This window comes from Nonomuraea sp. NPDC050227 (assembly GCF_044459705.1).
Classification (GTDB): domain Bacteria; phylum Actinomycetota; class Actinomycetes; order Streptosporangiales; family Streptosporangiaceae; genus Nonomuraea.
This window is the reverse complement of record NZ_JBITJF010000011.1, coordinates 210879-237715: the sequence shown is the minus strand read 5'-3', so window position 1 is coordinate 237715 and position 26837 is coordinate 210879. Positions and strand designations below refer to the sequence as shown.

At 70.2% G+C, this 26837-nt stretch carries 28 protein-coding genes and 1 tRNA gene; 15 read left to right on the top strand and 14 right to left on the bottom strand.

All coding sequences use genetic code 11. The features are described from left to right. Window positions 1–192: 192 nt before the first annotated feature. On the bottom strand, window positions 193–525 hold the full coding sequence (locus ACIBK9_RS36790) for a hypothetical protein (protein WP_397163312.1): 333 nt from the start codon (window positions 523–525) through the stop codon (window positions 193–195). Continuing rightward, window positions 462–1634, bottom strand: coding sequence for a hypothetical protein (locus ACIBK9_RS36785; protein WP_397163310.1), 1173 nt, complete (start codon window positions 1632–1634; stop codon window positions 462–464). Before ACIBK9_RS36785 ends, ACIBK9_RS36790 begins: the two co-directional genes overlap by 64 nt. A 159-nt stretch (window positions 1635–1793) precedes the next feature. On the opposite strand from ACIBK9_RS36785, the gene ACIBK9_RS36780 reads away from it, so the two are divergent. Continuing rightward, window positions 1794–2633 (top strand): hypothetical protein, encoded by an 840-nt coding sequence (locus ACIBK9_RS36780; RefSeq protein WP_397163309.1) that lies wholly within the window; start codon window positions 1794–1796, stop codon window positions 2631–2633. Between the two features lie 22 nt (window positions 2634–2655). Here ACIBK9_RS36780 and ACIBK9_RS36775 read toward each other — a convergent pair whose 3' ends face one another. Then, the gene (locus tag ACIBK9_RS36775; protein WP_397163307.1) at window positions 2656–3294 is read right to left on the bottom strand and encodes a GNAT family N-acetyltransferase; all 639 of its coding nucleotides are present in this window, start codon (window positions 3292–3294) and stop codon (window positions 2656–2658) included. Window positions 3295–4195: 901 nt separating this feature from the next. Here ACIBK9_RS36775 and ACIBK9_RS36770 point away from each other — a divergent pair. After that, window positions 4196–4549 (top strand): hypothetical protein, encoded by a 354-nt coding sequence (locus tag ACIBK9_RS36770; protein WP_397163305.1) that lies wholly within the window; start codon window positions 4196–4198, stop codon window positions 4547–4549. Between the two features lie 243 nt (window positions 4550–4792). Here ACIBK9_RS36770 and ACIBK9_RS36765 read toward each other — a convergent pair. The 7 genes from ACIBK9_RS36765 to ACIBK9_RS36735 form a co-directional block, all read right to left on the bottom strand. After that, window positions 4793–4864: transfer RNA gene (locus ACIBK9_RS36765), tRNA-Val, on the bottom strand. A 17-nt stretch (window positions 4865–4881) separates the two neighbouring features. Beyond that, window positions 4882–5823, bottom strand: coding sequence for an ROK family protein (locus ACIBK9_RS36760; RefSeq protein WP_358284323.1), 942 nt, complete (start codon window positions 5821–5823; stop codon window positions 4882–4884). A 174-nt stretch (window positions 5824–5997) separates the two neighbouring features. Then, entirely contained in the window at window positions 5998–6327 is a 330-nt protein-coding gene (locus ACIBK9_RS36755) for a hypothetical protein (RefSeq protein WP_352321053.1), read from the bottom strand. Window positions 6328–6341: 14 nt separating this feature from the next. Beyond that, window positions 6342–6794: a peroxiredoxin gene (locus ACIBK9_RS36750; protein ID WP_358284319.1), complete on the bottom strand. Its 453-nt coding sequence runs from the start codon at window positions 6792–6794 to the stop codon at window positions 6342–6344. A gap of 39 nt (window positions 6795–6833) precedes the next feature. Beyond that, window positions 6834–7262, bottom strand: a complete 429-nt coding sequence (locus ACIBK9_RS36745; protein WP_352321051.1) for a DUF3052 domain-containing protein — start codon at window positions 7260–7262, stop codon at window positions 6834–6836. A 118-nt stretch (window positions 7263–7380) separates the two neighbouring features. Then, entirely contained in the window at window positions 7381–7788 is a 408-nt protein-coding gene (locus tag ACIBK9_RS36740; protein WP_352321050.1) for a secondary thiamine-phosphate synthase enzyme YjbQ, read from the bottom strand. Window positions 7789–7797: 9 nt separating this feature from the next. Then, window positions 7798–8094: a DUF1918 domain-containing protein gene (locus ACIBK9_RS36735; RefSeq protein WP_397163302.1), complete on the bottom strand. Its 297-nt coding sequence runs from the start codon at window positions 8092–8094 to the stop codon at window positions 7798–7800. Between the two features lie 930 nt (window positions 8095–9024). Here ACIBK9_RS36735 and aceE point away from each other — a divergent pair. The 3 genes from aceE (at window position 9025) to ACIBK9_RS36720 (ending at window position 14214) form a co-directional block, all read left to right on the top strand. Beyond that, on the top strand, window positions 9025–11772 hold the full coding sequence (aceE, locus tag ACIBK9_RS36730; RefSeq protein WP_397163300.1) for a pyruvate dehydrogenase (acetyl-transferring), homodimeric type: 2748 nt from the start codon (window positions 9025–9027) through the stop codon (window positions 11770–11772). 185 nt (window positions 11773–11957) lie between these two features. Then, window positions 11958–13457 (top strand): alpha/beta hydrolase, encoded by a 1500-nt coding sequence (locus tag ACIBK9_RS36725; RefSeq protein ID WP_397163298.1) that lies wholly within the window; start codon window positions 11958–11960, stop codon window positions 13455–13457. A 10-nt stretch (window positions 13458–13467) separates the two neighbouring features. Next, window positions 13468–14214: a maleylpyruvate isomerase family mycothiol-dependent enzyme gene (locus tag ACIBK9_RS36720; protein ID WP_397163297.1), complete on the top strand. Its 747-nt coding sequence runs from the start codon at window positions 13468–13470 to the stop codon at window positions 14212–14214. A 205-nt stretch (window positions 14215–14419) separates the two neighbouring features. On the opposite strand, the gene ACIBK9_RS36715 is transcribed toward ACIBK9_RS36720, so the two are convergent. The 3 genes from ACIBK9_RS36715 to ACIBK9_RS36705 all read right to left on the bottom strand — a co-directional run bounded on the left by ACIBK9_RS36715 (window position 14420) and on the right by ACIBK9_RS36705 (window position 16693). Beyond that, window positions 14420–14782 (bottom strand): VOC family protein, encoded by a 363-nt coding sequence (locus tag ACIBK9_RS36715; protein ID WP_358284308.1) that lies wholly within the window; start codon window positions 14780–14782, stop codon window positions 14420–14422. A gap of 73 nt (window positions 14783–14855) precedes the next feature. Next, window positions 14856–15584 (bottom strand): YafY family protein, encoded by a 729-nt coding sequence (locus tag ACIBK9_RS36710; protein ID WP_352357678.1) that lies wholly within the window; start codon window positions 15582–15584, stop codon window positions 14856–14858. A gap of 86 nt (window positions 15585–15670) precedes the next feature. After that, the gene (locus tag ACIBK9_RS36705; protein ID WP_397163295.1) at window positions 15671–16693 is read right to left on the bottom strand and encodes a PHP domain-containing protein; all 1023 of its coding nucleotides are present in this window, start codon (window positions 16691–16693) and stop codon (window positions 15671–15673) included. Window positions 16694–16783: 90 nt separating this feature from the next. Here ACIBK9_RS36705 and ACIBK9_RS36700 point away from each other — a divergent pair, with 90 nt between their 5' ends. The 9 genes from ACIBK9_RS36700 (at window position 16784) to ACIBK9_RS36660 (ending at window position 24972) form a co-directional block, all read left to right on the top strand. Continuing rightward, window positions 16784–17185 carry a hypothetical protein gene (locus ACIBK9_RS36700; protein ID WP_397163294.1) on the top strand — a complete coding sequence of 134 codons (402 nt, stop codon included), beginning with the start codon at window positions 16784–16786 and terminating at the stop codon, window positions 17183–17185. Between the two features lies 1 nt (window position 17186). Then, window positions 17187–18332, top strand: a complete 1146-nt coding sequence (locus tag ACIBK9_RS36695) for a glutathionylspermidine synthase family protein (protein ID WP_397163293.1) — start codon at window positions 17187–17189, stop codon at window positions 18330–18332. A gap of 24 nt (window positions 18333–18356) precedes the next feature. Next, window positions 18357–18788, top strand: coding sequence for a DUF350 domain-containing protein (locus ACIBK9_RS36690; RefSeq protein WP_352323647.1), 432 nt, complete (start codon window positions 18357–18359; stop codon window positions 18786–18788). Window positions 18789–18883: 95 nt separating this feature from the next. After that, window positions 18884–20008 (top strand): helix-turn-helix domain-containing protein, encoded by a 1125-nt coding sequence (locus ACIBK9_RS36685; protein WP_352358034.1) that lies wholly within the window; start codon window positions 18884–18886, stop codon window positions 20006–20008. Between the two features lie 103 nt (window positions 20009–20111). Then, the gene (locus ACIBK9_RS36680; protein WP_397163292.1) at window positions 20112–21008 is read left to right on the top strand and encodes an ACP S-malonyltransferase; all 897 of its coding nucleotides are present in this window, start codon (window positions 20112–20114) and stop codon (window positions 21006–21008) included. After that, a complete protein-coding gene (locus tag ACIBK9_RS36675) occupies window positions 21005–21958 on the top strand; it encodes a beta-ketoacyl-ACP synthase III (protein WP_352357688.1) in 954 nt (317 codons plus the stop codon). Before ACIBK9_RS36680 ends, ACIBK9_RS36675 begins: the two co-directional genes overlap by 4 nt. An 81-nt stretch (window positions 21959–22039) precedes the next feature. Further along, window positions 22040–22279, top strand: coding sequence for an acyl carrier protein (locus tag ACIBK9_RS36670; protein WP_125639869.1), 240 nt, complete (start codon window positions 22040–22042; stop codon window positions 22277–22279). A gap of 36 nt (window positions 22280–22315) precedes the next feature. Continuing rightward, on the top strand, window positions 22316–23548 hold the full coding sequence (gene fabF, locus ACIBK9_RS36665; RefSeq protein WP_358284293.1) for a beta-ketoacyl-ACP synthase II: 1233 nt from the start codon (window positions 22316–22318) through the stop codon (window positions 23546–23548). After that, window positions 23548–24972: an acyl-CoA carboxylase subunit beta gene (locus ACIBK9_RS36660; RefSeq protein WP_397163290.1), complete on the top strand. Its 1425-nt coding sequence runs from the start codon at window positions 23548–23550 to the stop codon at window positions 24970–24972. The genes fabF and ACIBK9_RS36660 overlap by 1 nt, the downstream gene beginning before the upstream one ends. A gap of 139 nt (window positions 24973–25111) precedes the next feature. Here ACIBK9_RS36660 and ACIBK9_RS36655 read toward each other — a convergent pair whose 3' ends face one another. Beyond that, the gene (locus tag ACIBK9_RS36655) at window positions 25112–25606 is read right to left on the bottom strand and encodes a DUF3145 domain-containing protein (RefSeq protein ID WP_352323642.1); all 495 of its coding nucleotides are present in this window, start codon (window positions 25604–25606) and stop codon (window positions 25112–25114) included. Between the two features lie 175 nt (window positions 25607–25781). Between ACIBK9_RS36655 and ACIBK9_RS36650 the strand changes: the two genes are divergently transcribed. Further along, window positions 25782–26795: a S8 family peptidase gene (locus ACIBK9_RS36650; protein WP_397163288.1), complete on the top strand. Its 1014-nt coding sequence runs from the start codon at window positions 25782–25784 to the stop codon at window positions 26793–26795. Window positions 26796–26837 lie beyond the last annotated feature (42 nt).

Below are 26837 nucleotides of genomic sequence, written 5' to 3'. Positions count from 1 at the left end.
TCCGTTCACGGACTGCGCAGCCCCTTCGGCTTAAGAGCCCTTACCCCGGGGACCTCCACCACAATACTTCGCCGCCGCTACGGAGAAGTCGCAGTCAGTGCACATCGACGTGCCGATCGGAGAGCGTTCCCGCCCGGCCCGTGCCGCATCCGCTCCTTGCCGCTGACCAGCCCCGGCTCGCCCGGCCTCGGATCAGGACTTCAGCTTCAGCCTCTTCCTCGACGCGCCCGGGAACACGACGACCAGGTGCTCCTCCCCCGCCTCACCGATCCGCACGTGGACACGGAGCCGGTAGCGGCCCTTCCCGGCGATCGCCAGGTTCGGCATCGGGGCGCCCGCGCCCACGTCACCGCCGTCGCCCATCTCGGGCACCGCGAGCCGGCCGCCGCGGCTGACGACCGGCACCTCGTGGACCTGGTCCCACCCGGCCGTGCGCAGTGGCGGCGCGGCGCGGAGGGCCTTCACCGTGAGGCACAGATCGACGACGTCCTCGACGTGCCCGATGAGCGCCGTGCCGCCGGCCACCCCGACGAGGGCGCCGTCTTCGTAGGACCGGGCCGTGGCCAGCTCCGGTACGCGAGGACCGCCTGGTCCGACGTGGTGTCGGGGAACATGGGCGGAGTTGCGCCGTCTGTGCTCCGCGCCCGGCACAGGAACACGGCGTCACGTTCCGCGGGCTTCACGTCACCGAAGCTGGGCCGGTCGTAGCATTCCGCCGACCCGGCGGTGTAGGTCAGGCGCGCGTCCTGCTCCGGATTGATCAGTACGACGGGCGACAGCACGGCCACGGCCGCCACCGCGACGCGGAACCCGCGCCGCCGGACGGACGGAAGCCCCGCCGGGCGGCCCTCGGCGGGCAGCTCACGAGCGGTGGCCGCGATCCACACGGTGGTGACGAGCCCTGTCGCGTCCATCGCGATCACCATCGCCAGACCGCCACCGAAGGGTCCTCCGACGAGGAGATTGAACGGGATCGCCAGCGCGTAACCGCCCACCGACGCCACCCCGGCGATCAGCGTGCCGCGGCTCCAGCGGCCGTCGCGCCACTGCCCGAGGACGGTGACGAGGGTCGCCAGCACTCCGCCCCCGATCAGGACCGCCTGGATGACGCCGCCCGGTCCGAGCTCCGGGAGGTCGAGGTCGTCGAGCAGGTCGTCGGCCGCCCCGGCCAGCTCGACCGCGAACAGCACTCCGGCCGCCCCGCGCAACAGGCGGGACCGCCACCGGATGACGAGCAGGTAGAGGACGTCGATCGCGGCCCACAGAACGAGCGTGAACGCCGCGTCGACCGCGTCCGGGAGCAGCGCCACCGGGTACCACAGCACGAGCGCGTGGGCCACCGCCAGGTACAACAGCCGGCGCAGCGCCCTCTCCCCGCGGTCCAGCGGCCCCCGTTCCGGGGTGCGCAGAATCAGCCACAGGAGCGCCGCCTTCACCAGGGCGGCCCCGAACAGCGCCAGACCGGCCGAGCCGTCGGACCCGTCGCCCGTGGAGAACTCGTCGAACGTCGGCGGCGACCACTCGGCGGCCACCCAGAGCCAGGCGTCGCCGAGCACCAGCCCCGCGACCGCCGCCAGAAGAATCAGACTTACTAATCCGATCCTGATAAACCGCCATAAATGTTCCGAAGACACGGGACGCGATCTTAGTGCGATCTTGGTACGGCACTGCTACACCGGCCGGCACGGCGGAACAAACGATGCCGTACCGGTGTCGGCCAGGCGCCCCTATTCACCGGCGATCTGATTTGATCATCACTGTTCGACCGGCATCGGCACGCACGGGAGACCGCCTTGACCGCAGACAGCCGCACCAGGAATTCACGCAGAACCGGGTACGTCATCGTCGTCATACTCGTTCTGCTCGCCTGTCTGGCCGAAGTCGTGCACCTGTTCGGCGGGCGCGCTGAACGCATGCGCGAGGTCTATGGCGGCGCCTTTCAGGTGGCGCATCCGGAGTACGACGTCATCGTAGGCCACGAGGTGGGTGTGGGCCCTCTGTTGATGGGCGTGACGGTCAGCACTTTCGAGATGCATCCGAGTCTGCGAGGTCGTCCAGCACACGAAGAGATAGTGACCGACGTGCTGGGCACGACCTCCGCTCCGGCCATGCCGGAGGCGATGATGAGCCCGTTGCTGCGCTCGTTCCACGGCGGCGAGGGAGTGGACGAGCCGGCCAAAAGCAAGGCCCGCCAGGCGATTGCGGCCCTGGGCAGGAATGACTTCTCCACCGCCGTCGTGGAACTGACCGCCCCCATGACCGAGAACGAGCTGACCACCATCTTGGACGTGCGAGGAATCCGATCGGACGCCGTGTTCCTGTTCCTCTCCCGATCGCGCGGGGACGCCGACAAACCGGTCTACTGGCGGTCGTGCGCGGTCTATGAAACCGAATGCGAGAACACTTCACCGATCGAGCTGTACAGACGTTGGGCGGCCAAGTTGCAGTGGACCGACGCACTGAACCTGAAGTCATTCGGGCTCGATCTCCGCCGTTTACGTCAGGCGGCACATGAAGGCAGGATCTATGGATTGGTCGTCTACGGACACTCGAAACCGGCACTCGCCGAGCTGATCGGAAAACCCGGAGTACGCACGATCAAAATCGTTGGCTCATCTCGCAGAGGGCCATGACCACCCCGCTCGGCGCCCCGCCTCAGAACGACAGCTTGAACCCGTCGTGACTGCGGACGAAGCCGAGAGAGTCGTAGAAACGATGGGCGTCGGTGCGTCGCTTGTTGCTGGTGAGCTGGACCAGGGTGCAGCCGCGGGCGCGTGCCCGCTCGATCGCCCAGGTGAGCAGTTCGCGCCCGAGCCCCGCCCCACGTCGATCGGCACGCACCCGGACCGCCTCGATCAGCGCCCGCTCCTGCCCGTGTCGTCCCAGGCCAGGGATGTACGTCAGCTGGAGGCAGCCGACGACCGTACCGTCTGCCCCGTCCATGACGATCATCTCGTTGCGCTCGTCGGTGTCGACGGCCTTGAAGGCTCGCTCGTACGCCTCGTCGACCTCAACGGTCCGGGGATCGACCACGGTGTCCTCATCAGCCAGGAGCGCGATGATCGCGGACAGATCCCGGCGCGTCGCAGTACGAATTGTCACGCCACAGAGCATGCCAGGCACCTGAGCCCCGTCGAGCACCACGCCGCCGCCGTTGACGCAGAGATCGGGAAGAGCTCCCGCACCGGCTGATGCCCCGTTGACGGCACGAAGCTCCGTTGCCGCAAATGGAAACGGGGCTGCCCCCTGACGTTTGTCGTCCCGCTGGCTGAGCCAGACGTCTTCCCGGCTCAAGCCTCGCCATGAAATGATCCACTGCGGTTGGATCCACGTAAGGACTGGCATGTCTCCCAGAGCGATGGCGTTTGTCGCCTTCCTGTTAATCGGCTCGGGCATTCTCACCGGCCTGATGTCCGTCACGTCAGGCGGTGAATCCTGCGGCTCGGCATTTGTCGGAGTCACCTGGGCGCAACTCGATCCGTCCTCCGCCTTGGCCGACAGGCTGCACCATTTGGACAACTGCACAGACCTGCGGAGCCTCGTCAGGATTCCCGCGACCGTACTGATCGCTGCGGGTGGGGCCACGTTGTTCGCCGCCTTCCTTTCACGGCGACGCGTATCCCTTTCACGCGGATAGAGTGGCCAACCGCCAGAAGGGCACCTTCCAGTGTGCGCAGATGCCACGGATGTTCTACGCGATCACGAGGACGGCCTTGCGATCACACAACCAACCACACCGTCGCAGACGCGCTGAATTGCCGGCTGACCAACGGGCGCCCATGTTGGCCCGGGCGGAACCCGTCCCGAAGGCGGCCGCGAGCGGTCGGGATCACAGAAATCCGCCGAACCTACCAGTCGTACATCGTGGAGTTCTACAAGCGATACGACTTCGGAAACAGCCGCGAGAATCGCGGCCCGGACCCCGAGTTCGAGACCCCCAGCGTGCGATCTCGAATCTGCACACAGTCGGGCCGGCTCGGGGTTTCAATCTCTACGGGTCGATACGGTCGACCCGGGCCACGCCTGACATAAACCGACAGGATGCGCGGTGCGGTGTCATGTCGGAGTCGCCTCCGCCCTGGAGCCTGAAATTACGCGATTGCAGGACTTGAACGGTCCTGTCGTGTAACGGTGCAAACCGCACACGCTGTCGACGCGTCTTACGCACGCACCCCTACTCCCTCAGGAGCCCCGCATGGCGTATCCCGGCCCGCAGGACCAGGACGGCCAGCCGTATCTCCACCAGCCGTCACAGCCGTACGGGCAGTACCCTCAGCAGCCGCCTATGCCAGCACCGGCAACGCACAACTGGATAGGCGTCGTCGGCCTTTGCCTCGGCATCCTCGCCCTCCTGCTCGACGTGACCATGGTGTTGGCCCGCGTCGGGATCTGGGTGTCGTTAGTCGCCATCTTCATGTCGGGGTTGGGCATGTCCCACGCTCGCGCCGGGACAGCCACCAATCGAACCTTGTCGATCGTCGCGATGATCCTCAGCTGGACGGCGTTGGAGCTGTCCATCGCCGTCCAGTCCGTCTGGCACTCTTTCTAAGCACCGACGGGACCTCCAGGTAGACGCGGAACAGCAGCCCCGTAGAGCTCGCTGTGCAGGCGTGGCACCGCCTCGGGGGTGGAAGCCTCATACCTGCCCCCGCTTTTCGGGTCGACCGTCTCGGAGAGGGCCAGCCCACAGCCAGGGCACGCGAAGATCGCAAAGAGTCCACGCACCGGCCGATCGCACGCTAATGGCACGAAGCCCCGTTTCCGCGATGGGAAACGGGGCTGTTCTACGAGGTGGGCGGTACTGGGTTCGAACCAGTGACCCCTCGCTTGTAAGGCGAGTGCTCTACCGCTGAGCTAACCGCCCCCTGATCGGCACTAACCTTACGACACCAGAGGGGCCGATCGCACATTCACCGTCCAGCCGGGGCCCAGTTCGGGGCGGCCGGCGGCTCGCCAGCCCAGCAGGGCGGCGCCCAGCATGCCGGCGTCGACGCCCAGCGCGGCCGGGACGAGCGGGGGCGCGTCGCGGAAGGCCAGGCGCTTGACCAGGCGGGTGCGTACGGGATCGAAGAGGGCGGGACCGGCCTCGGCCAGACCGCCGCCGAGGACGATCACCGAGGGGTCCAGCAGCAGCGTGTACGTCGCCAGGGCGAGCGACAGGGCCTCCACGGCCTCGTCCCACACCTCGATGGCGATGGGGTCGTCGGAGGCGACCACCTGCTCGGCGCGTACGCCCTCCACGCCCGCGCGCTGGCTGTAGCGGCGGCCGACCGAGGCCGCCGAGGCGTACGTCTCCAGGCAGCCGAACTGGCCGCACGCGCACTGTTCGCCGTCGGGGAAGACGGGGGTGTGGCCGATCTCGCCGGCCCAGCCGGAGGAGCCGCCGTACGGGTCGCCGTTGATGATCGAGGCTCCGGCGATTCCGGTGCCGATGGGGAGGAAGAGGAAGTCGGAGACGCCTCTTCCTGCGCCGAGGATGCTCTCGGCCAGGCCGCCCGTGCGGACGTCGTGGCCCAGCATGACGGGGATGTCCAGGGTGGTGAAGTTCGAGGCGGGGACGTCACGCCAGCCCAGGTTCGCCGCATAGAGGGCCGCGCTCTCGGACACCAGCCCCGGGACGGCCAGGCCGACGCCTGCCGGTTCGCCGTCGCCGGAGGAGGCCAGGTGGCCGATGAAGTCTGAAATGGCGGACACGACCGCCTCAGGGCCCTCCTCGCGAGGAGTGTGGCGCCGCTCGCTCAGCAGCACCTCACCGGACTCGCTGACCAGGCCGCCCTTCATGGACGTGCCACCGACGTCGAGCGCGACGACGAACGAACTCATAGCGGACACGAAAGGAGACGATAGCGCAGGTCAGCAAATGTCTGAAAAGGCGCTTGAGAATCTCTCAGCTGGAAGGAGGGCGCCGCGCCGCGATCCAGGCCGGCGACACCAGGGCCCTGAACTGGCGATCAACCACACGACGCCTGGGCCTCGAACTCAAGATCACCCAGGCGGTCAGGCCCTGCCCAGCACCCGGTTGAGCGCCGCCTCGACCTCCGCCGACAGCCCGGGCGGAGCCCCCGACCCCACGTACGCCCCCTGCTCCTCGAACCCCTTCGGCGCCCGGGCCTGCCGGACGGCGCCGCAACCGCGGCACTCGATCTCCCCCAGCCGGCAGATGAGCGCGGTGGACCCGCAGGTGGCGCAGGAGTCGAGATCGAGGTCGTGCAGCCGTTGACAGTCCGGGCAGATCAGCACCTGGGACTCGTTGCGCACCCCGCGCTGCCACGGGCTGGCGCCACGGACCGGGTCGGTCTGCCGGGCCCCGCATCGGTAGCAGGGCATCGTTCCCTCCGAAGTCAGGAAATGTCGGCGAGTGCCTTGACGTAGTCGGCGACGTCACGTGCCGAGGAGATCGGACTGATCACCGACCACCGGATCACGCCCTCGCCGTCGATGACGAAGGTCCCCCGACGTGCGAGCCCCTTCGCCTCATCGAACACACCGTACGCCTGGGCGACCTGTCCATGTGGCCAGAAATCGGAGAGTAGGGCGAATCCGTAACCTTCCCGATCGGACCAGGCACGCAAGGCGAACACGGAGTCGACCGACACGGCGAGCACCCGCGCGTCGAGAGGCTGGTCGCGCAGCGCGGTGAGCTCGCCCTCACAGATCCCGCTGAAGGCAAGCGGATAGAAGACCAGCACGACCTTCTCGCCCCGGAACATGGACAGTCTCACCGGGGCGCCGTGCTGGTCCTGCAGCTCGAAATCCGGAGCCAGTGCGCCGACCTCGGCAGGATGTGCGTTCACAGCCCACCATCCTGCCGTATCGGCCGGCCTCGGAGTTTCCTAACGTCGGCCCTTCGGGGCGACGAGCCTGGTCCCGGACCAGTCGGGTGCGGCTGAGATGCTGCTGGTCTGCGAGAGACCCGCGGTAGCGGCATCCTCCCCGATGTCGCTCGGCTCCACGTGGCCATCGCGCCCGGCCTTGGGAGTCAGCAGCCAGATCTGGCCGGCTTCGGCGAGTGCTCGCATGGCGTCGCTGAGGGCGTCGAAGAGGTCCCCGTCGCCGTCGCGCCACCACAGCAGCACCACGTCGACGACGTCGTCACTCTCCTCGTCCAGCAGCTCGTTGCCGGTCAGGTCCTCGATGGAGTCGCGAAGCTCGTCGTCGACGTCCTCGTCCCAACCGATCTCCTGCACCACCTGACCCGGCTTGAGGCCGAGTCGTTCGGCCAGGCCGCGCTCGCCCTGCGCCTGACCCGCGGTCGCGCTCACGTTTATCCCTCCTGCTTGAGTGGCCCCGCTCTATGCGGTTTATCGCTTCGGCACAGTCCACACGCTGTGACCCTCAGTCGTCAACGGTCGCCACGGGTACGGCCGTAGTCGGCCAGAATCAATCTGACAAAAACGACAGGCGAACCTGGCGTTGCGTGTTGTCGACATTGAGGTCGACCAGCGCGACGGACTGCCATGTGCCCAACGCCATTCTCCCGCCCAGCACGGGGATCGTGGCGTACGGCGGGATCAGCGCGGGCATGACGTGTGACCTGCCATGACCGCGCGAACCGTGGGCATGACGCCAGCGGTCGTCGGCCGGGAGCAGGTCACGCAGCGCGGCGAGCAGGTCGTCGTCGCTGCCGGAGCCGAGCTCCAGCAGCGCCACGCCCGCGGTCGCGTGCGGCACGAAAACGTGCAACAGGCCGTCTTCTCCCTGCGCGCGCACGAATTCAGCGCATTCAGCGGTGATGTCGTGCACGGTCTCGCGTGAACCCGTGGCCACGGAGATGATTTCTGATCTCACAGGGAAATCCTACTGAGGCACAACGACCGCATCAGGGCCGGGAAAGACCAGCCCGGTGTGGCCGTCGTCGAACCGCACCATGTACGGAGGCTCGCCGTCCGTGCCGTGGACCTCGGTGATGACGCCGCTTCGCTCCCTTTCGCCGACGGTGTTGCCGTGCATCAGGAGCCGGTCTCCTGCCGTCGCATTCATACCTTCCACATTGGTACGACGAACGGCCCGAGAAAAGAGCGGATGCCGGAGACGGCGATTTTTTGCCCGGTCTTCATAGGGGCCGAAAATGATGACCGCAACGTTACGCGGCACGGGCGCGGCGTTTCGGCCGCCACGGCCGGGCCGTGGTCGTCGGATCACCTGACCACCACGGCGTTACGGCTGGTCAAGGCCAGAACGGCAGGGTCGCGTCCGGCTCTGTCGCCTGATGGTTCCGATATGGCCTCATTTCGGCAGCGGCCCGGCCGAGGGCCGTTTGTGCACCCGCGCGGAGGCAGCGGCGGGATGCGCGACAGAGGGTCGGCTCGACAAGAGAGACAAGGAGAGAGGCATCCAGGGACCCGGCCACACAGCTTCAGGCGAGCCGTCAGGATGCGGGCCCGACTTCGCGACGGCCCGACAGGATGCAGAGCCCGACTTCGGGCGGTCCGACAGGATGCAGAGCCCGGCTTCGCGACGGCCTGACGCGCCCTGAGTTCCCAGGAGGCCATCCTCCGCGTTCTCCAACGGGATACACCCGAGACAAGGCCGCACGCCCCGCGGCCCGCCCGAGACCGCCGTCCGCCGCGACGGCGATGGCTCCGAGAGGGGCTCCGAGAGGCGGGCCCGAAGCGCGTACAGAAGCAAGGAGAAGAGGTGTGCGCCTCGGCCCTCCCGGCGGACGCCGCCCCGCCCGCCCCCGCCACGAAGACGGTGGCTAGACTCGCGCGGCGCGGCGCGGCCGCCCCCTCCGGGTGAGGACCGCCCGGTTCGGGGGAGGGTTGAGGGCGGAGGCCGACCCACCGGGCCAGCCCCCTAGGATTGGGGGGAAATTTCGTCCGTTTTCTAGTCTTGTTAAATTGCTCCACCGATGTAACCTTTGGTGGCGATTCGTCCTACCATCGGTGGTCTAGGCCACCAACATGGCCCTGCCAGCAGGGACGCTCTGGTTACCCGTCAGTAGAGATGCGTTTTCTACGACTAGCGACCAGGATGGAAGGCGACCCAGACCAGACTTCAGTCATTCTCGGAAGGCGAGACCCAGTGGCTTCCGGACGCCAGCGATTCTCGATCATCAGCGACGGCCTACCCAGCCAGCTGCCTGATGTCGACCCCAGTGAGACCAACGAGTGGCTCGAGTCCCTCGACAATGTCGTCAAGACCGAAGGCCGCACCAGAGCCCGCTACCTCATGCTCCGCATGCTGGAACGGGCCCGCGAGCACCAGGTCGGCGTGCCGGGCCTGCGCAGCACCGACTACATCAACACGATCCCGCCGGAGCGCGAGCCCTGGTTCCCGGGCGACGAGCACGTCGAGCGGCGCATCCGCGCCTACATCCGGTGGAACGCCGCGGTCATGGTGTCGCGGGCCAACGCCCGTACGAACGTGGGCGGCCACATCGCCACCTACGCCTCGGCGGCCTCGCTCTACGAGGTGGGCTTCAACCACTTCTTCCGTGGCAAGGACCACGGCGAGTCGGGCGACCAGGTGTTCTTCCAGGGCCACGCCGCGCCGGGCATCTACGCCCGCGCCTTCCTGGAGGGCCGCCTCAACGAGGCCCAGCTCGACGCGTTCCGGCAGGAGCTGTCGCACGGCTTCCGCGGCCTGCCCTCCTACCCGCACCCGCGGCTCATGCCCGACTTCTGGGAGTTCCCGACGGTCTCCATGGGCCTCGGCCCGATCGGCGCGATCTACCAGGCGCGGTTCAACCGCTACCTGCTCAACCGCGAGCTCAAGGACACCTCGCGCAGCCACGTGTGGGCCTTCCTCGGCGACGGCGAGATGGACGAGCCCGAGTCGCTCGGCGCGATCGGCCTGGCCGCCCGCGAGGAGCTGGACAACCTCACGTTCGTCATCAACTGCAACCTGCAGCGGCTCGACGGCCCGGTACGCGGCAACGGCAAGATCATCCAGGAGCTGGAGTCGTACTTCCGCGGCGCCGGCTGGAACGTGATCAAGGTCGTGTGGGGCCGCGACTGGGACCCGCTGCTCGCGGCCGACGTCGACGGCGTGCTGGTCAACCAGATGAACACCACGCCCGACGGCCAGTTCCAGACCTACTCGGTCGAGACCGGCGGCTACATCCGCGACCACTTCTTCGGCGGCGACCCGCGCCTGCGCAAGATGGTCGAGCACCTGTCCGACGACGACATCCGCAAGCTGTCGCGCGGCGGCCACGACTACCGCAAGGTCTACGCGGCCTTCAAGGCGGCCCGTGAGCACGTCGGCCAGCCGACGGTGATCCTCGCCCAGACCATCAAGGGCTGGACGCTGGGCAAGGACTTCGAGGCGCGCAACGCCACCCACCAGATGAAGAAGCTCACCAAGGCCGAGCTGAAGGAGTTCCGCGACCGGCTCTACCTGCCGATCCCGGACTCGGCCCTGGAGGGCGAGCTGCCCCCGTACTTCCACCCGGGCGAGAACGACCCCGAGATCCAGTACATGAAGGAGCGCCGCGCGGCGCTCGGCGGTGTGCTGCCCAAGCGGGTCATGCGCGCCAAGCCGGTCAAGCTGCCCGGCGACGACGTCTACAGCCAGTTCCGCAAGGGCTCGGGCAAGCAGCAGGTCGCCACCACCATGGCGTTCGTGCGCCTGCTGAAGGACCTCATGCGCGACAAGGAGATCGGCCACCGGTTCGTGCCGATCATCCCCGACGAGGCCCGCACGTTCGGTCTCGACGCCATGTTCCCGACGGCCAAGATCTACTCGCCCCACGGGCAGACGTACGAGGCGGTCGACAGGGAGCTGCTGCTGTCGTACAAGGAGGCCGTGCAGGGGCAGATCCTGCACGAGGGCATCAGCGAGTCGGGCTCGATGGCCTCGACCATCGCGGCCGGCACCTCCTACGCCACGCACGGCGAGCACATGATCCCGGTCTACATCTTCTACTCGATGTTCGGGTGGCAGCGCACCGGCGACCAGATGTGGCAGATGGGCGACCAGATGGGCCGCGGCTTCCTGCTCGGCGCCACCGCCGGCCGCACCACGCTCAACGGCGAGGGCCTGCAGCACGAAGACGGCCACACGCCGCTCATCGCCTCGACGAACCCGGCCGCGGTCTCCTACGACCCGTCCTGGGCCTTCGAGGTCGCCCACATCGTCAAGGACGGCCTGCGCCGCATGTACGGCGAGCAGCCCGAGGACGTCTTCTACTACCTGACCGTCTACAACGAGCCCTACCTGCAGCCCGCGCAGCCGGCCGACCTCGACGTCGAGGGCCTGCTCAAGGGCCTGTACAAGTTCGCCGAGGGCCCGCAGACGCAGGGGCCGAAGGCCAACATCCTGGCCTCGGGCGTGGCGGGTCCGTGGGCCATGGAGGCCCAGCGCCTGCTGGCCGAGGAGTGGGGCGTGTCCGCCGACGTGTGGTCGGCGACGTCGTGGTCGGAGCTGCGGCGCGACGCGCTGGCGTGCGAGGAGCACAACCTGCTCAACCCCGACGCCGAGCAGCGCGTCCCGTACGTGACGCAGGCGCTCTCGCAGGCCAGCGGCCCGTTCGTGGGCGTCAGCGACTACATGAAGGCGGTCCAGGACCAGATCGCGCAGTGGGTGCCGGGTGACTGGTCCTCGCTGGGCACCGACGGGTTCGGCCTGTCCGACACCCGCTCGGCGCTGCGTCGCCACTTCCACGTGGACGCCGCCTCGATCACGCTGGCCGTGCTCACCCGGCTGGTCAAGCGGGGCGAGCTCGACGGCGAGGTGCTGCGCGAGGCCATCGCCCGCTACCACCTGAAGAACGGCGTCACCGAGGCCGGCGGTGCGGAGAGCAACGACACCCAGTCGATGGGCGTCTGAGTCATCCGGAAGGCGCGCTCCCGCGAACTGTCTCTCGCGGGAGCGCCGTCATGTCCGGGCCTGCGCTCCGTCCGACGGATGAGGCGGCACGTCCAGGAGGGGTACGTGCCGCCTCACCCAGGTTCGACGCGAGGTCCCGTATCGTGGGCACTGCTTCCCCCGAAGACACGAAGGGGAATGTTCGTATGCGACGCGTCCTAGCCGCCGCCCTGCTCGTAACGGCCGCGGGCTGCGCGAGTGCACCCGCAGAGCCCGCCACCGACGGGCCCGCCGCCGACACCGACAAGATCGCGTGGGGGCCGTGCACCGACATCAAGCGCCCGGACGGCGAGCCACCGGCACAGCAGGACGCCTCGGTGCGCTGCGGGAAGCTGGCGGTGCCCCTCGACTACTCCCGCCCCGACGGCGACAAGCTGGAGCTGGCGCTCATCAAGCTGTCGGCCACCGATCCGAAGAAGCGGCTCGGCTCGATGGTGTTCAACTTCGGCGGGCCGGGCGCCTCCGGCGTGGACACCCTCGACCAGGCCGCCAAGGTGCTCACCACCCTGCGCGCCCACTACGACCTGGTCAGCTTCGACCCGCGCGGCGTCGAGCGCAGCGCGGGCGTGCGCTGCGGCGACAGCGCGCAGATGGACCGGTTCGTCTCCCTGGACACGCTGCCGGTCAACGCGCAGACCCACCAGGAGAGCCTGGACGCCAACAAGGAGTTCGCCCAGCTCTGCCAGCAGCACTCCGGCAAGGTCCTCCCCTACGTCGGCACCGTCAACGCCGCCCGTGACATGGACCGCATCCGCGCCGCCGTCGGCGACCCCAAGCTCAACTACGTCGGCATGTCGTACGGCACCCAGCTCGGCGCCGTCTACGCCACCCAGTTCCCCAAGAACGTGGGCCGGATGCTGCTCGACGCGCCGCTCGACCCGACGGTCACCTTCGAGCAGCGCACGCTGACCCAGACCCGCGGCTTCCAGCAGGCGTACGAGAGCTTCCTGCGCAGCTGCGTCAAGGGCGGCTGCGAGGTCGGCAAGGACGTGACCGCCGCGAACGCCAACGTCGAGAACCTGATGAACCAGCTCACCACCAAGCCGCTGAAGGTGGACGGCCGCCAGCTCACCCAGGGCCTGGCCTCCACCGGCGTGGCCGCCGCCCTGTACTCCGAGCTGACCTGGCCGTTCCTGGAGAAGGCGCTCGGCGAGGCGCTGAAGGGCCACGGCGAGGCGCTGATGTACCTGGCCGACTCCTACACCGGACGTTCGGAGGACGGCACCTACTCCACGCAGATGACCAGCTTCCCGGCCATCACCTGCGTGGACACCGCCGAACGGCCCAGCGAGGCCGAGCTGCGGCGCACCGAGGCGGCGGCGCTGCGGATCTCGCCGCTGTTCGGCAGCGAGGGCTCGGGCGGCCTGTGCCGGGTGTGGCCGGCCAAGGGCAGCAACGAGGCGCGGCACGTCAACGCCACCGGGTCGGCGCCGATCCTGGTCGTGGGCGGCAAGGGCGACCCCGCCACGCCGTACCAGTGGGCGCCGCGGCTGACGGCCCAGCTCAGGACCGCGCGGCTGGTGACGTACGAGGGCGAGGGGCACGGGGCGTACCTGTCGGGCAGCAAGTGCGTGCAGGGGCTGGTGGACGCGTACCTGGTGGAGGGCAAGCTGCCCGCCAAGGGCGCGACCTGCCCGGCGGCCTAGTGTGTGACGGGTGACCGACAACGACACCTTCATCGCCCGGATCGAGGGCGAAGCCGCGCGGCTGGCGGCGCTGGCGAGCGATCTGTCCGTCCCGGTGCCGACGTGCCCGGGATGGACGATCGGCGATCTCGTCACGCATGTCGGCCGGACCCATCGCTGGGCGACGTACGTGCTGCGCAACCGGGTCCAGGAGCGCGTCTGGTCGCGCGAGGTGCCCAGCGGCCTGGCCGAGGGCGCGCACGGCGACGCCGCCTGGCTCATGGAGGGCGCCGCCGCCCTCCTGGACGTGCTGCGCACCACCGACCCGGACCTCGCGGTGTGGACGTGGGGCCCGGACCGGCGGGCCGGATGGTGGGCGCCCAGGATGCTCTTCGAGCTGGTGATCCATCGGGCCGACGCCGAACTCGCACTCGGCCTCGACCCGGAGATCCCGGCGGCGACCGCCGTGGACGGCGTCGAGGAGTTCCTGCACAACCTGCCGTACGCGACCTGGGTGACCGGGTCGCTGGCCGGGCTCGACGCGGAAGGGGCCACGATCCACCTCCACGCGAGCGACCTCGACGGCGAGTGGACCATCACGCAGGGCGCCGACGGGGCGGTCAGCTGCGAACGCGGCCACACCAAGGGCGACGCCGCCGTACGCGGCCCGGCGAGCGAGCTGCTCCTGGTGCTCTACGGTCGGCGGCCCCCGCGGTCGCCGGCCGTCTTCGGCGACCACGACCTGCTGACCCGCTGGCTGGCGGCCGCCGCCTTCTGACGCTTCTGACGCGAACCCCCTGCCGGGGGAAGGGGCCCTGGACGCGCCGCCGCTCGGCGATCGGCGGCGTGTCCAGGGCGGGTGAACCGCTTCCAGGCGGGACGGCCCGCGTCGCGCGGCCCCGGTTCGGCGGGGAAGGTGCTTCCCCGGAGGCGCGATCGCGGCGAGGTCCCGCGAGCTCCGGCGGCGTCCGCCGCCGAAGGGCTCACCTGCGGTGGAAGACTCCGAACAGGCTCCCCGACACGTCTCGCAGATAGGCGAAGTCGGTGCCGGCGCCGTCGTCGATCACCTTCATCTCGACCTTGCCGCCGAGCGCCTCGCTCTTGGCGCACGCGGCCTCGACGTCGGCGACCTGCACGTGGAACACCGCGTGGGCGGGGAAGTCGCCCTTGTTGTTGAACAGCCCGCCGCCGGGCCGCTCGCCGCCCGGGTAGCCGATCATGCGGTAGTCGAGCGGGCCGTCGTCGTCGCGGCTGAACGACCAGCCGAACAGCTCGCCGTAGAAACGTTCGGCGCCTTCGGGGTCGTCGGTCGCGATCTCGAACCAGGTCACCGTGTTGTCCATCATCGTCTCCTCGTCTTTCGAACAAGACAACGATGTATCGCTATGGCGACAACCCTATGTCGGTGTTTTCGCATGATTAATCGAGCATGGTTCCGCGGACCACCATCTCCGGGACGTCGGGGGCGAACCCTTCGAGCGGCCGTTCGGGGCAGCGCTCGACGGTGACGACGGCCGCGGCGATGCGGTCGAGCCGGAAGACGCGGACATCCTCCCGCAACCGGCACCACGCCACGAGGTACCAGAAACCGCCGCGCCCGCCCAGGAACACCCCCGGCTCGACGTCGCGCGAGGTGAGCGCGCCCTTGGCGTCGGCGTAGTCGAGCCTGAGCACGCGCCGCCGCAGCAGCGCCTCCTCGATGGCCCTGGAGATGCCCTCGGCGCCGAGCGGCCGGCTCGGGGAGCCGGGCTCGGGCGGCTCGCTGACGAGTTGCACCCGCCGCGCCAGCTCCCTGGCCAGATCGCCCTCGGGCCCCGGCATGGCCGAGACCACCTTGCGTAACGCGCTGCGGGCCTGGCGGCCGAACGGCTGGTCGCCGGCCTGGCTGAGGGCCACCGCGATGGCCACCGCCTCGGCCGGGGTGAAGTTGAGCGGGGGCAGCGACATCTTCTTGTCGAGTGCGTAGCCGCCCCTGCGACCGGGCTCGGCGTAGATCGGCACCCCGGACCCCTGCAACGCGGTGATGTCGCGCTCGATGGTGCGCACGCTGACCTCGAACCGCTCGGCGAGCTCACGGGCGGAGCGGCAGCGTGGCGCGATGGCGCGCAGGTCCTCGACGAGCGCATAGAGCCGGTCGGTACGGTTCACAGCCGGAACGCTACGCGCCGCCACCGACAATCACCGGCCCCGCGCGGCCCCCGCGACAACGACCTGGCTCCACCGCCACCCAGGGCTCACCCCGCCGTCCACTCCAGCAGCCGGTCCAGGGACCAGGTGTTGACGATCCGCGCGGCCTCGATCCCGCACCGGGCCGCCCGCTCGCAGCCGAAGCGCTGCCAGTCGAGCTGCCCTGGCGCGTGCGCGTCGGAGTCGATCGAGAACACGCACCCCGTTTCGTACGCCAGCCGCATGAGCCGCTTGGGCGGGTCGAGCCGGTCGGGCCTGGAGTTGATCTCCACGGCGACCCCGAACCGCCGGCACGCCTCGAAGACCAGCTCGGCGTCGAACTCCGACTCCGGCCTCTTGACCCCGCGCTCGCCGCCCGCCCGCACGACCCGCCCCGTGCAGTGGCCGAGGACGTCGACCAGGGGGTTCGCGACGGCGGTGACCATGCGGCGGGTCATCTCCTCACGGTCCATGCGCAGCTTGGAGTGGACGCTGGCCACGACCACGTCGAGCCGTCCGAGCAGCGCCGGGTCCTGGTCGAGCGAGCCGTCGAGGTGGACGTCGACCTCGATGCCGGTCAGGATCCGGAAGGGCGCCAGCCGCTCGTTGAGCCCGGCCACCACGTCGAGCTGCCGCTCCAGCCGCTCGGCCGACAGTCCCTTGGCCACGGTCAGGCGCGGCGAGTGGTCGGTCAGCGCCCAGTACTCGTGCCCGAGCCCCCTGGCGGCCTCGGCCATCTCCTCGATCGGCGAGCCGCCGTCGGACCAGTCGGAGTGGCTGTGCAGGTCGCCCTTCAGCGCTTCGCGCAGGGCCGCGGTCTCGGCGTCCAGCTCGACGCCCTCGGTGGCCCGCAACCTACGCAAATACGTCGGAACCTGACCGTCGAGCGCTTCGTTGATCACGAGGGCGGTGACCTTGCCGATGCCGGGGAGGTCGCCCAGCCCGCCGGCTCCGGCCAGCCGCGCGAGCTCCCCTTCCGGCAGGTCGTCCACGACCGCGGCCGCGCGACGGAACGCGCGGACCCGATAGGTGGGCTCACCTGCGCGTTCGAGCAGGAAGGCGATCTCGCGCAGGGCCTGGACCGGTTCCATGAGTCATTCATACCCGAGCGGACGACGACCGGCATTGAACAGGGGCGAAGCGCACCGATAGGCTGATTCGCCCAGGAAAGCAGGAACCACATGGCACAACCGCCGCGCATGCCGGCTCCCCCACCCCCACGCAAGTCGTCCAAGGCCGTCCCACTGACCATTCTCGGGGTCCTGTCGGTGATGCTGGTGGGCTACTGCGCGGCGACCCAGGACGACGACGACGTCACCGCCGACTGCGTGGTGCAGCTGGAGGACGGCACGTACGAGGTCGTCGACGACGACTACTGCGACGACGACGGCGGCAGCGGCGGCGGGTCCCACTACTACGCCGGTTCGCGCGGCGCGTACATGTGGTACTACGGCGGCCGCCGGGTCGGCAACCGCATGCAGGGCGGCACCACGTACCGGCCCTCCGACGTGAACATCTCCAGCCGCAGCGGCAAGTCGATCCAGCGCGGCGGCTTCGGCAACAGCTGGGGCGGCGGGAGCTGACGTGCGCCGCGAGCATGGCATCGCCCGTCCCGGCTGGGAGAAGACGATCGAGAGCCAGGGCCTGGCCTACCACCGGGTGGCCCACCCCGAGGGCCTGAGCAGGCCCTACTGGGACGAGTCGGTGCACTACGTCCTGTCCCTGGAGGAGGTGGAGTCGCTGGAGGAGCAGGTCGAGGAGCTGCACGGCATGTGCCTGCGGGCCGTCGAGCACGTCGTCTCCACCGGCCGCTACGCCGACTTCGCCGTCCCCGAGTGGGCCAGGGACGCCGTGGCCCGCTCCTGGGAGCGCCGCGACCCCCACCTGTACGGCCGCTTCGACCTGCGCTACGACGGCACCGGCCCGGCCCGGCTGCTGGAGTACAACGCCGACACGCCGACGTCGCTGGTGGAGTCGTCGGTGATCCAGTGGTTCTGGCTGCAGGACGTCCACCCCGGCGACGACCAGTGGAACTCCCTGCACGAGCGGCTCATCGAGCGCTGGCGCGAGCTGCCGCTGCCGCCCGGCCCCACGCACTTCGCCTTCACCAACGCCGACGAGACGGGCGAGGAGGCCATGACGGTCGCCTACCTGCAGGAGACCGCCGAGCAGGCGGGCCGGCGGACGGTCGCCGTCGCCATGGAGGACATCGGCTGGGACGAGCTCAACCGCCGTTTCGTGGACGCCGGCGAGGAGATCATCCGCTCGGCGTTCAAGCTCTACCCCTGGGAGTGGATGCTCGCCGACGACTTCGGCCGGCACGCGGTGCGCCACTCCACCTGGATCGAGCCGCTGTGGAAGGCGCTGCTGTCGAACAAGGCGCTGCTCGCCGTGTTGTGGGAGCTCTACCCCGGCCATCCCAACCTGCTGCCCGCCTACCTCGACGGGCCGCGCGAGCTGACCTCCTACATCGCCAAGCCGCTGCTGGGCAGGGAAGGCGCCTCGATGCGCATCGTCACCCCCGAGGGCGCCCAGGAGACCCCGGGCCGTTACGGCCGGGAAGGCTACGTCTTCCAGGGGTTCGAGGCCCTGCCGGCGTTCGAGGGCCAGCGGCCGGTCCTCGGCGCCTGGGTGGTCGCCGACGAGGCCGCCGGGCTCGGCATCAGGGAGACCACCGGCCTGATCACCGACGACACCTCCTCCTTCGTCCCTCATCGCATCGCGAACTGAAGCACCCCCGTGATTGGAAATGACGTGACCCTTCTCGAAGTCCTGGCCCGCGGCGCCGGCGCGATCGCCGCGTACGCGGCCGTCGGCGTGATCCTGCTGATCGTCGGCTTCTACGTGATCGACTGGGCCACGCCCGGCAAGCTGAGCGAGATCATCCGCACCCAGCGCAACGCGAACGCGACGCTGCTCACCACGTCCGCGCTGGCGGCGATCGGGCTCATCGTGGCCGCGTCCATCTGGTCCTCCGGCGGCCGGCTGGCCGAGGGGCTCGCGGGCACGGCCGTGTTCGGGCTGGTCGGCATCGTGGTGCAGACGGTGGCGATGCTGGTGTTCGACAAGGTCGTCGGGATCTCCGTACGCGAGCTGGTGAAGGAGCCGGAGCTGCAGCCCGGCGCGCGCCTGCTGGCGGTCACCCACGTGGCGATCGGCCTGATCACGGCGGTTGCGGTCATCTGAAACACCACCGTTCCGGTCATCGGAAGCGACCTGGCACTCTAGGAGGCGTGACAGACCGGACCCGGGAGGACACCACGCGAAGGCTCGAGCGCGCCATGGGCGCGCTCGGCACGGCGGCGATGGCCCGCATGGACGACCAGCTCCCCTGGTTCCGGGCGCTCAGCGCCGAGGACCGCTCGTGGGTGGGCCTGGTGGCCCAGGCCGGCATCGCCGCGTTCGTGGAGTGGTTCCAGCACGCCGGCGAGAACCGGCCGACGCCCAGCATCGAGTTCTTCGGCACGGCCCCGCGCGAGCTCAAGCGCTCGATCTCGCTCCAGCAGACGGTCGACATCGTCCGGATCGTGGTCGAGGTGGTCGAGGCCCAGACCGACGAGCTGGCCGCGCCGGGCGGCGAGGACCAGCTCCAGCAGGCCATGCTGCGCTACACCCGCGACGTGGCCTTCGCCGCCGCGCACGTCTACGCCCGCGAGGCGGAGGCCCGCGGCTCCTGGGATGCCAGGCTGGAGGCGCTGATCGTCGACGCGCTGGTGCGCGGCGAGGTCGACGACGGCCTCCACTCCTGGGCCGCCGCTCTCGGCTGGACCTCCTCCCCCGTCGTCGTGATCGCCGGGCACGCCCCCGACGACGACCCGCGCGCGGTCATCGACGGCCTGCGCGACAAGGGCCGCCGCATCGGCATGGACCTGCTGGCCGGCGTGCAGGCCGACCGGCTGATCGTGATCGTGGGCGGCGCCGACAGCGTCCACGACGCGGCCCGGCAGGTCGTGGCGCGCTTCGGCGTGGGCCCGATCGTCATCGGTCCCGAGGTTCCCGACCTGCACGCCGCCGCGCGGTCGGCGCGGGCCGCGCTGGCCGGGCTGAAGGCGTCCGCGGGCTGGCCGGACGCCCCCAGGCCGGTGCACGCCGAGGACCTGCTGGCCGAACGCGCCCTCGACGGCGACGCCGACGCCAGGGAGCAGCTCATCGAGAACGTCTACCTGCCGTTGGCCGGCACACCCCTGCTCGATACGCTGGCCACCTACCTCGAACAGGGCACCTCCCTGGAGGCGACGGCGCGGCTGCTGTTCGTGCACCCGAACACGGTCCGCTACCGTCTGAAGAAGATCACCGAGCTCACGGGCTACCAGCCCACCGAGGGCAGGTCGGCCTTCACGCTGCAGGTCGGTCTCATCCTGGGCCGGCTTTCCGAAGGCGCCGCGGCATGGCGGGCCCTAACGTAACATTCCCGAAATCTTCACTGTAGGGTTCCTACAAAGCACCCGGGACAAAGTTCGTACGGATCTCCATCCGCGTGTCGAAGTTCTACAGGGCATGGTGGTTTTTGTGCTTGTACTCGTCGCTCCGGGCCAAGGCGCCCAAACCCCAGGCTTCCTGACCCCCTGGCTTGAGTTGCCCGGTCTGGCCGACAGACTCGGCGCCTGGTCGGAGGTCGCCGGGATCGACCTGGTGGCCTACGGCACCACCGCCGACGCCGACGAGATCCGCGACACCGCCGTGGCCCAGCCGCTGCTGGTGGCCGCCGCGCTGGCCGCCGCCGAGGCGCTGGGGGCCTCCCCCGACGTGCTGGCCGGCCACAGCGTGGGCGAGTTCGCCGCGGCCGCGCTGGCCGGGGTGCTCACCTCCGAGCAGGCCCTGGGCCTGGTCCGCGAGCGCGCCCAGGCCATGGCCAAGGCCGCCGCCGTCACCGGGACCGGCATGACCGCCGTGCTCGGCGGCGTGGAGGCCGACGTGCTGGCCGCGATCGAGCGTCACGGGCTGACCCCGGCCAACATCAACGGCGCAGGCCAGATCGTGGCGGGCGGCACGCTGGAGCAGCTCGCCGCCTTCAAGGACGACGCGCCCGCCCGTGCCAGGCTCATCCCGCTCAAGGTGGCCGGCGCGTTCCACACCGAGCACATGGCCCCCGCCGTCGACGCCCTGCGCGAGGCGGCCTGGAACGTCGTGCCCGGCGACCCGCAGGTCACGCTGCTGTCCAACGCCGACGGCCGGCCCGCCGCCGGCGGCGCCGAGTTCGTCCAGCGGCTCATCTCGCAGATCAGCAGCCCCGTCCGCTGGGACCTGTGCATGGCGACGATGGCCGAGCTGGGCGTGACCAAGATGATCGAGCTGCTGCCCGGCGGCACGCTGACGGGGCTCGCCAAGCGCGGCCTGCGCGGCGTCGAGACCGTGGCGCTGAAGACACCCGACGACCTCGACGCGGCCAGGGAGCTGATCAAGTGAGGATCCCCGACATCGCCCCCGGCGCCCGGATTCTGGCCCTCGGCCATTACCAGCCGGACAACGTCGTCACCAACGACGACCTGGCCAAGACCATGGACACCAACGACGAGTGGATCCAGTCCCGCGTCGGGATCAAGGAGCGCCGGGTCGCCTCGGCCACCGAGTCCGTCGAGGACATGGCGGTCCAGGCCGGCGGCAAGGCGCTGGCCGCCAGCGGCCTGACCCCCGACGAGGTCGACCTGGTGATCGTGGCCACCTGCACGCTGGAGACCCAGATCCCCAACGCCGCGGCGGTCGTGGCCCACCGGCTGGGCATCAAGTCCCCGGGCGCCTTCGACGTCAACGCCGCCTGCGCCGGCTTCTGCTACGCGCTGGCCACCGCCAGCGCCGCCGTCCGCGGCGGCGCGGCCAGGAACGTGCTGGTCGTCGGCTCGGAGAAGCTGTCGCAGTGGGTCGACTGGACCGACCGGTCCACGGCCGTGATCTTCGCCGACGGCGCCGGCGCCGCGGTGGTCGGCCCGACCGACACGCCCGGCATCGGCCCGGTCGTCTGGGGCAGCGCCGGCGACAAGTCCGAGGCCATCTCCATCGCCGACCGGACGAAGTTCCTCGCCCAGGAGGGCCAGACGGTCTTCCGCTGGGCCACCGCGCTGCACCCGGTGGCCCTGGAGGCGTGCGCCCGCGCCGGGGTCGACCCCTCGGAGCTGGCGGCGTTCGTCCCCCACCAGGCCAACCTGCGCATCATCGAGGCCATCGCACGCAAGCTCGGTGCCGACAAGGCCGTCATCGGCCGTGACATCGTCACCGCGGGCAACACGTCGGCGGCCTCCATCCCGCTCGCGCTCTCGCGCATGCTGGAGCGCGGCGAGGTCCGCTCAGGCGACCTCGCGCTCATCCTCGGCTTCGGCGCCGGTCTGACCTATGCGGGCCAAGTGATCGAGATTCCGTAGGATCCGGTACGGCTCCCGCCGTACCTCAGCTCGTACGGCGGAAGCCGTACAGAAACCAGAAAATGAAGGAGAAGTAGCGACATGGCTGCCACCGAGCAGGAGATCCTCGCGGGCCTCGGCAAGATCATCAACGAGATCACCGGCATTCCGGCCGGCGAGGTGACCCCCGAGAAGAGCTTCGTCGACGACCTCGACATCGACTCCCTGTCCATGGTCGAGATCGCCGTGGCCGCTCAGGACGAGTTCGGCGTCGAGATCCCCGACGACCAGCTGAAGAACCTGAAGACGGTCAAGGACGTCCTCAACTTCATCCAGGCCTGACACCCAGCAGTTCTGACCAGTAAGGAGCGCGAAAACGTGAGTGCGAACCGGGTACGTGTCGTCGTCACCGGGCTCGGCGCGACGACGCCCGTCGGTGGAGACGTCACCTCGACCTGGACGGCGCTCCTCGCCGGTCAGTCGGGTGTGGAGACCCTCACCACGGAGTGGATCGACTCCGTCCCCGTGCGGTTCGCGGGGACGGCGGCGGTCGACCCCACCGAGGTGCTGCCCCGCCCCGAGTCCCGCCGTCTCGACCGCAGCGAGCAGTTCGCCCTGGTCGCCGCCAGGGAGGCCTGGCAGGACGCCGGCGCCCCCGAGGTGGCCCCCGAGCGGCTGGGCGTCGTGGTCTCCAGCGGCATCGGCGGCATCAGCACCACCCTGACCGCCTACGACACATGGAAGGAGCGCGGCTGGAACCGGCTGTCGCCCTTCACCGTGCCGATGCTCATGCCCAACGGCCCGGCCGCCTGGATCGGCATCGACCTGGGCGCCCAGGCGGGCGTGCACGCCACCGTCTCCGCCTGCGCCTCCGGCGCCGAGGCGATCGGCTACGCCATGGACATGATCCGGCTCGGCCGCGCCGACGTGGTGGTCGCCGGCGGCACCGAGGCCGCCATCCACGGCCTCAACATCGCCGCCTTCGCCGCCGCGCGGGCGATGTCCACCCGCAACGACGACCCGCAGGGCGCCTCCCGGCCGTGGGACCGCGACCGTGACGGGTTCGTGCTCGGCGAGGGCGCCGGCATCGTGGTGCTGGAGTCCGAGGAGCACGCCAAGGCGCGCGGCGCGCGCATCTACGCCTACGCCTCCGGCGTCGGCTACTCGGCCGACGCCCACCACATCACCCAGCCCGAGCCCGAGGGCCGCGGCATCATCATGGCGATGACGCAGGCGCTGACCGACGCCGAGATCACCGGCCTCGACGTCAAGCACGTCAACGCGCACGCCACCTCCACCCCGGCGGGCGACGTCGGCGAGGTGCAGGCCGTGGCCAAGGCCATCGGCACCCACCCGCTGGTCACCTCGACCAAGTCCATGACCGGTCACCTGCTCGGCGGCGCCGGCGGCATCGAGTCCGTCTTCACGATCAAGGCGCTGCAGGAGCGGATCGTCCCGGCCACCATCAACCTCGACAACCTCGACGACGGCATCGAGGTCGACATCGTCCACGGCGCGAACCGCTCGCTGCCGCAGGGCGACATCGCCGCGGTCAACAACTCCTTCGGGTTCGGCGGGCACAACGTGACCGTCGTCTTCAAGGGGGCTTGATGACCGTACTGGACAGCCGGGTGGTGGGTGAAGGCTCCGGCCAGGAGCCCGCCGACCCCCGCGATCCAGTCGTCCGCCTGGCAGCGCTGCTCGACGAGGGCTCGCTGCGGCTCATCACCCCGCAGGACAACAGCGGCGTCCTGGCCGCCATGGGCAGGATCGAGGGCGTGCCCGTCGCCGCCTTCTGCAGCGACGCGCGCTTCCAGGGCGGCGCGATGGGCAGCGAGGGCTGCGAGCACATCGTGCACGCCTACGACGTGGCCGTCCGCGAGCGGGTGCCGGTCATCGGCATCTGGCACTCCGGCGGCGCCCGGCTCGCCGAAGGCGTCGAGTCGCTGCACGCCGTCGGCCGGGTGTTCGCGGCCATGACCAAGGCGTCGGGCGTCGTGCCGCAGATCTCGGTGGTCGTCGGCCCGGCGGCCGGCGGCGCCGCCTACGGCCCCGCGCTCACCGACCTGGTGATCCTGGCCGACACCGGCCGCATCTTCGTGACCGGCCCCGACGTCGTGCGCAGCGTCACCGGCGAGAACGTCGACAGCGAGGCGCTGGGCGGCCCCGAGCCGCACAGCAGGCGCAGCGGCGTCGTGCACGTCGTCACCAGGACCGAGGCCGAGGCCTACCTCCAGGCGCGCCGGCTCGCCACGCTGCTCGGCCACCAGGGCCGGGTGCGGCCCGGCGCGGTCGAGGAGGTCGACTTCTCCTCGCTGCTGCCTGAGTCCGCGCGCCGGGCCTACGACGTCAAGCCGCTGGTCAACGGCCTGCTCGACGAGGCCGGGGTCGAACTGCACGCCAAATGGGCGCCCAACGTCGTCACGTCCCTGGGCCGTCTCGGCGGCCGGACGGTCGGCGTCGTCGCCAACAACCCGTTGCGGCTGGGCGGCTGCCTCGACGCCACGTCCGCCGAGAAAGCCGCTCGCTTCGTACGTATGTGTGACGCCTTCGGAGTGCCGTTGGTTGTCCTCGTGGACGTACCGGGTTACCTGCCGGGCGTCGGGCAGGAGCACGACGGCGTGGTGCGGCGCGGCGCCAAGCTGCTGCACGCCTTCGCCGAGGCGTCGGTGCCCCGGGTCACCGTGGTCACGCGCAAGGCGTACGGCGGGGCGTACATCGCGATGAACTCGCGGGCGCTGGGCGCCACCAAGGTGTTCGCCTGGCCGACCACCCAGGTGGCGGTCATGGGGGCGGTGGCGGCGGTGCGCGTGCTCAAGCGGCGCGAGCTCGCCGCCGCGTCCGAGGAGGAGCGGCCTGCGCTGGAGCAGCGGCTCGCCGAGGAGCACGAGCAGCTCGCCGGCGGCCTGGCCCGCGCCCAGGAGCTGGGCGTCATCGACGAGGTGATCAAGCCCGCCGAGACGCGCGGCGCCATCGCCAAGGTGCTCGCCCAGGCCACCCCGGCCAGGGGCGCCCACGGCAACATCCCGCTGTAGAGGACGGTTCCACGCGAAAGGCCCCGCACCGCGACCCGGTGCGGGGCCTTTCCGTTGTTCGGGAAGCCGGACGGCTCCAGGGCATGACGTGCTTGCCGCGGGCCGCCCCCGGCAGGCGCTCGGCGGGAGGCGGGACGGGTCAGACGGCGGCGTGCAGCCAGCGGACGGGAGCGCCGTCGCCGGCGTACCTGAACGGCTCCAGCTCTTCGTCCCACGGCCGGCCGAGCAGCTTGTCGAGCTCGTCCTCCAGCACGCACCGGCCCTGGGCGGCCATCATCATGGCGGCACGCAGGCGGTCTTCGGGGATCATGATGTCCCCGGCCGCGCCGATGACCGCCGTGAAGGCGCCGAGCGTCGGCGTGTAGGCGTGTCTGGAGCCGTCGACGCCGGGCGAGGGATCCTCGGTGATCTCGAATCTCAGGCGCTGCCAGCCCATGAGGGAAGAGGCGATGGCCGCCGCGATGCCGGCGCGGCCCTCCCACTCCGCCTGCGCGCGCACGACGTTCGGCGCGGCTGGTTGCGGTGTCCACGTCAGATCAACGGGCACGCCGAGGACACCCGCGACTGCCCATTCGATGTGAGGGCACAGCGCGGGCTGAGCCGAGTGGACGTAAAGCACGCCACGAGCAGACACCGGACCTCCCGTTTCGGTACGAGGTGCGCCTTCCCCAACGGCCTCGCCCCGGGATGATCACAAGTGACTAGGGGAAGACTACCGTCGGTCGCCATCGGACACCAGAGGGGGGCCATACCAAGTTGGTGCGGGCGTGTCACGTGACAGTTGTGGCGGGCGGGGAAACAACCGGCTCATGGACATGCAATCTGTCGGCGAGGCGTTCATCCGGCCAGGTCAGGTGCTGGTCGACCGGGGCGCGGTGTCGGCCGCCGCACGCTGGACGCAGGCGGTCTCCGAGGCCGACGGGGTCACCGTCCTGCATCTGTCGGCCGGGGTGGACCCGTGCGAGATCACCGCCGAGCTTCGTGACCGGGGCTTCCGGGCCTCACCCAACCACGTGCTCACCGGCCAGCCGTTGTTCTTCGGCGGACCGGCGTCCCGGCCGTTCCCCACGCCGCCCGTATCCTTCAGGCCGGCCAGGTCACGTTCGGACGTGGTCGTGGCCCTGCTCGACACCGGCGTGGCCAAGCACCCGTGGTGGTCGGGCAGCGACTGGTACACCAGGCTGGGCCCGGAGAGCGCCGACGCGGCCCAGGGGGCGCAGGCCGGGCACGGCACGTTCGTCGCCGGCCTGCTGGCCCGCCGGGCACCGGGCGCCAGGCTGCGGGTCCGCCGGGTGCTCGACGGCGACGGCCTGGGCGACGAGGCGACCGTGGTGCGCACCCTCCACCGCATGCGCGAGGACCCGCCCCAGGTGCTCAACCTCTCCTTCGGCTGCCACTCCTTCGACGACCGGCCGCCGCCCCTGCTGGCCGACGCCATCGGCGCGCTGAAGGACACGGTGACGGTGGCCTGCGCCGGCAACACCGCCTCCGACCGGCCGTTCTGGCCCGCCGCCCTGCCGTGCGCGGTGGGCGTGGCGGCCCTCGACGCCGCCCAGGAGCGCCGCGCGCCCTTCTCCGGGTACGGCACCTGGGTCGACGCCTGCGCCCGCGGCGACTGGCTGACCAGCAGTTTCCTGGACACCGGCGAGTTCGCCGGCTACGCGGCCTGGAGCGGCACGTCGTTCGCCACCGCGCTGGTGTCGGGGGCCGTGGCCGACGCCGCCCGGCGCGAACCGGCCAAGGAAGCCGTCGAACGACTGCTCGACCCCCGGCAGTCCCGGCAAATTCCCGATCTGGGAGTTCTCGTACCCACGAGTCTGTAGAGTTTACGCTCAGTCCTCGGCCAATCACGGTGAGGCAGGATG

Excerpts from the sequence above, each read along its gene's own strand:
- ACIBK9_RS36770 (WP_397163305.1), top strand. The coding sequence starts at position 4,196 with ATGGCGTATCCCGGCCCGCAGGACCAGGACGGCCAGCCGTATCTCCAC.
- ACIBK9_RS36760 (WP_358284323.1), bottom strand. The coding sequence starts at position 5,823 with ATGAGTTCGTTCGTCGTCGCGCTCGACGTCGGTGGCACGTCCATGAAG.
- ACIBK9_RS36755 (WP_352321053.1), bottom strand. The coding sequence starts at position 6,327 with ATGCCCTGCTACCGATGCGGGGCCCGGCAGACCGACCCGGTCCGTGGC.
- ACIBK9_RS36725 (WP_397163298.1), top strand. The coding sequence starts at position 11,958 with ATGCGACGCGTCCTAGCCGCCGCCCTGCTCGTAACGGCCGCGGGCTGC.
- ACIBK9_RS36715 (WP_358284308.1), bottom strand. The coding sequence starts at position 14,782 with ATGATGGACAACACGGTGACCTGGTTCGAGATCGCGACCGACGACCCC.
- ACIBK9_RS36705 (WP_397163295.1), bottom strand. The coding sequence starts at position 16,693 with ATGGAACCGGTCCAGGCCCTGCGCGAGATCGCCTTCCTGCTCGAACGC.
- ACIBK9_RS36700 (WP_397163294.1), top strand. The coding sequence starts at position 16,784 with ATGGCACAACCGCCGCGCATGCCGGCTCCCCCACCCCCACGCAAGTCG.
- ACIBK9_RS36685 (WP_352358034.1), top strand. The coding sequence starts at position 18,884 with ATGGGCGCGCTCGGCACGGCGGCGATGGCCCGCATGGACGACCAGCTC.
- ACIBK9_RS36670 (WP_125639869.1), top strand. The coding sequence starts at position 22,040 with ATGGCTGCCACCGAGCAGGAGATCCTCGCGGGCCTCGGCAAGATCATC.
- ACIBK9_RS36660 (WP_397163290.1), top strand. The coding sequence starts at position 23,548 with ATGACCGTACTGGACAGCCGGGTGGTGGGTGAAGGCTCCGGCCAGGAG.
- ACIBK9_RS36650 (WP_397163288.1), top strand. The coding sequence starts at position 25,782 with ATGGACATGCAATCTGTCGGCGAGGCGTTCATCCGGCCAGGTCAGGTG.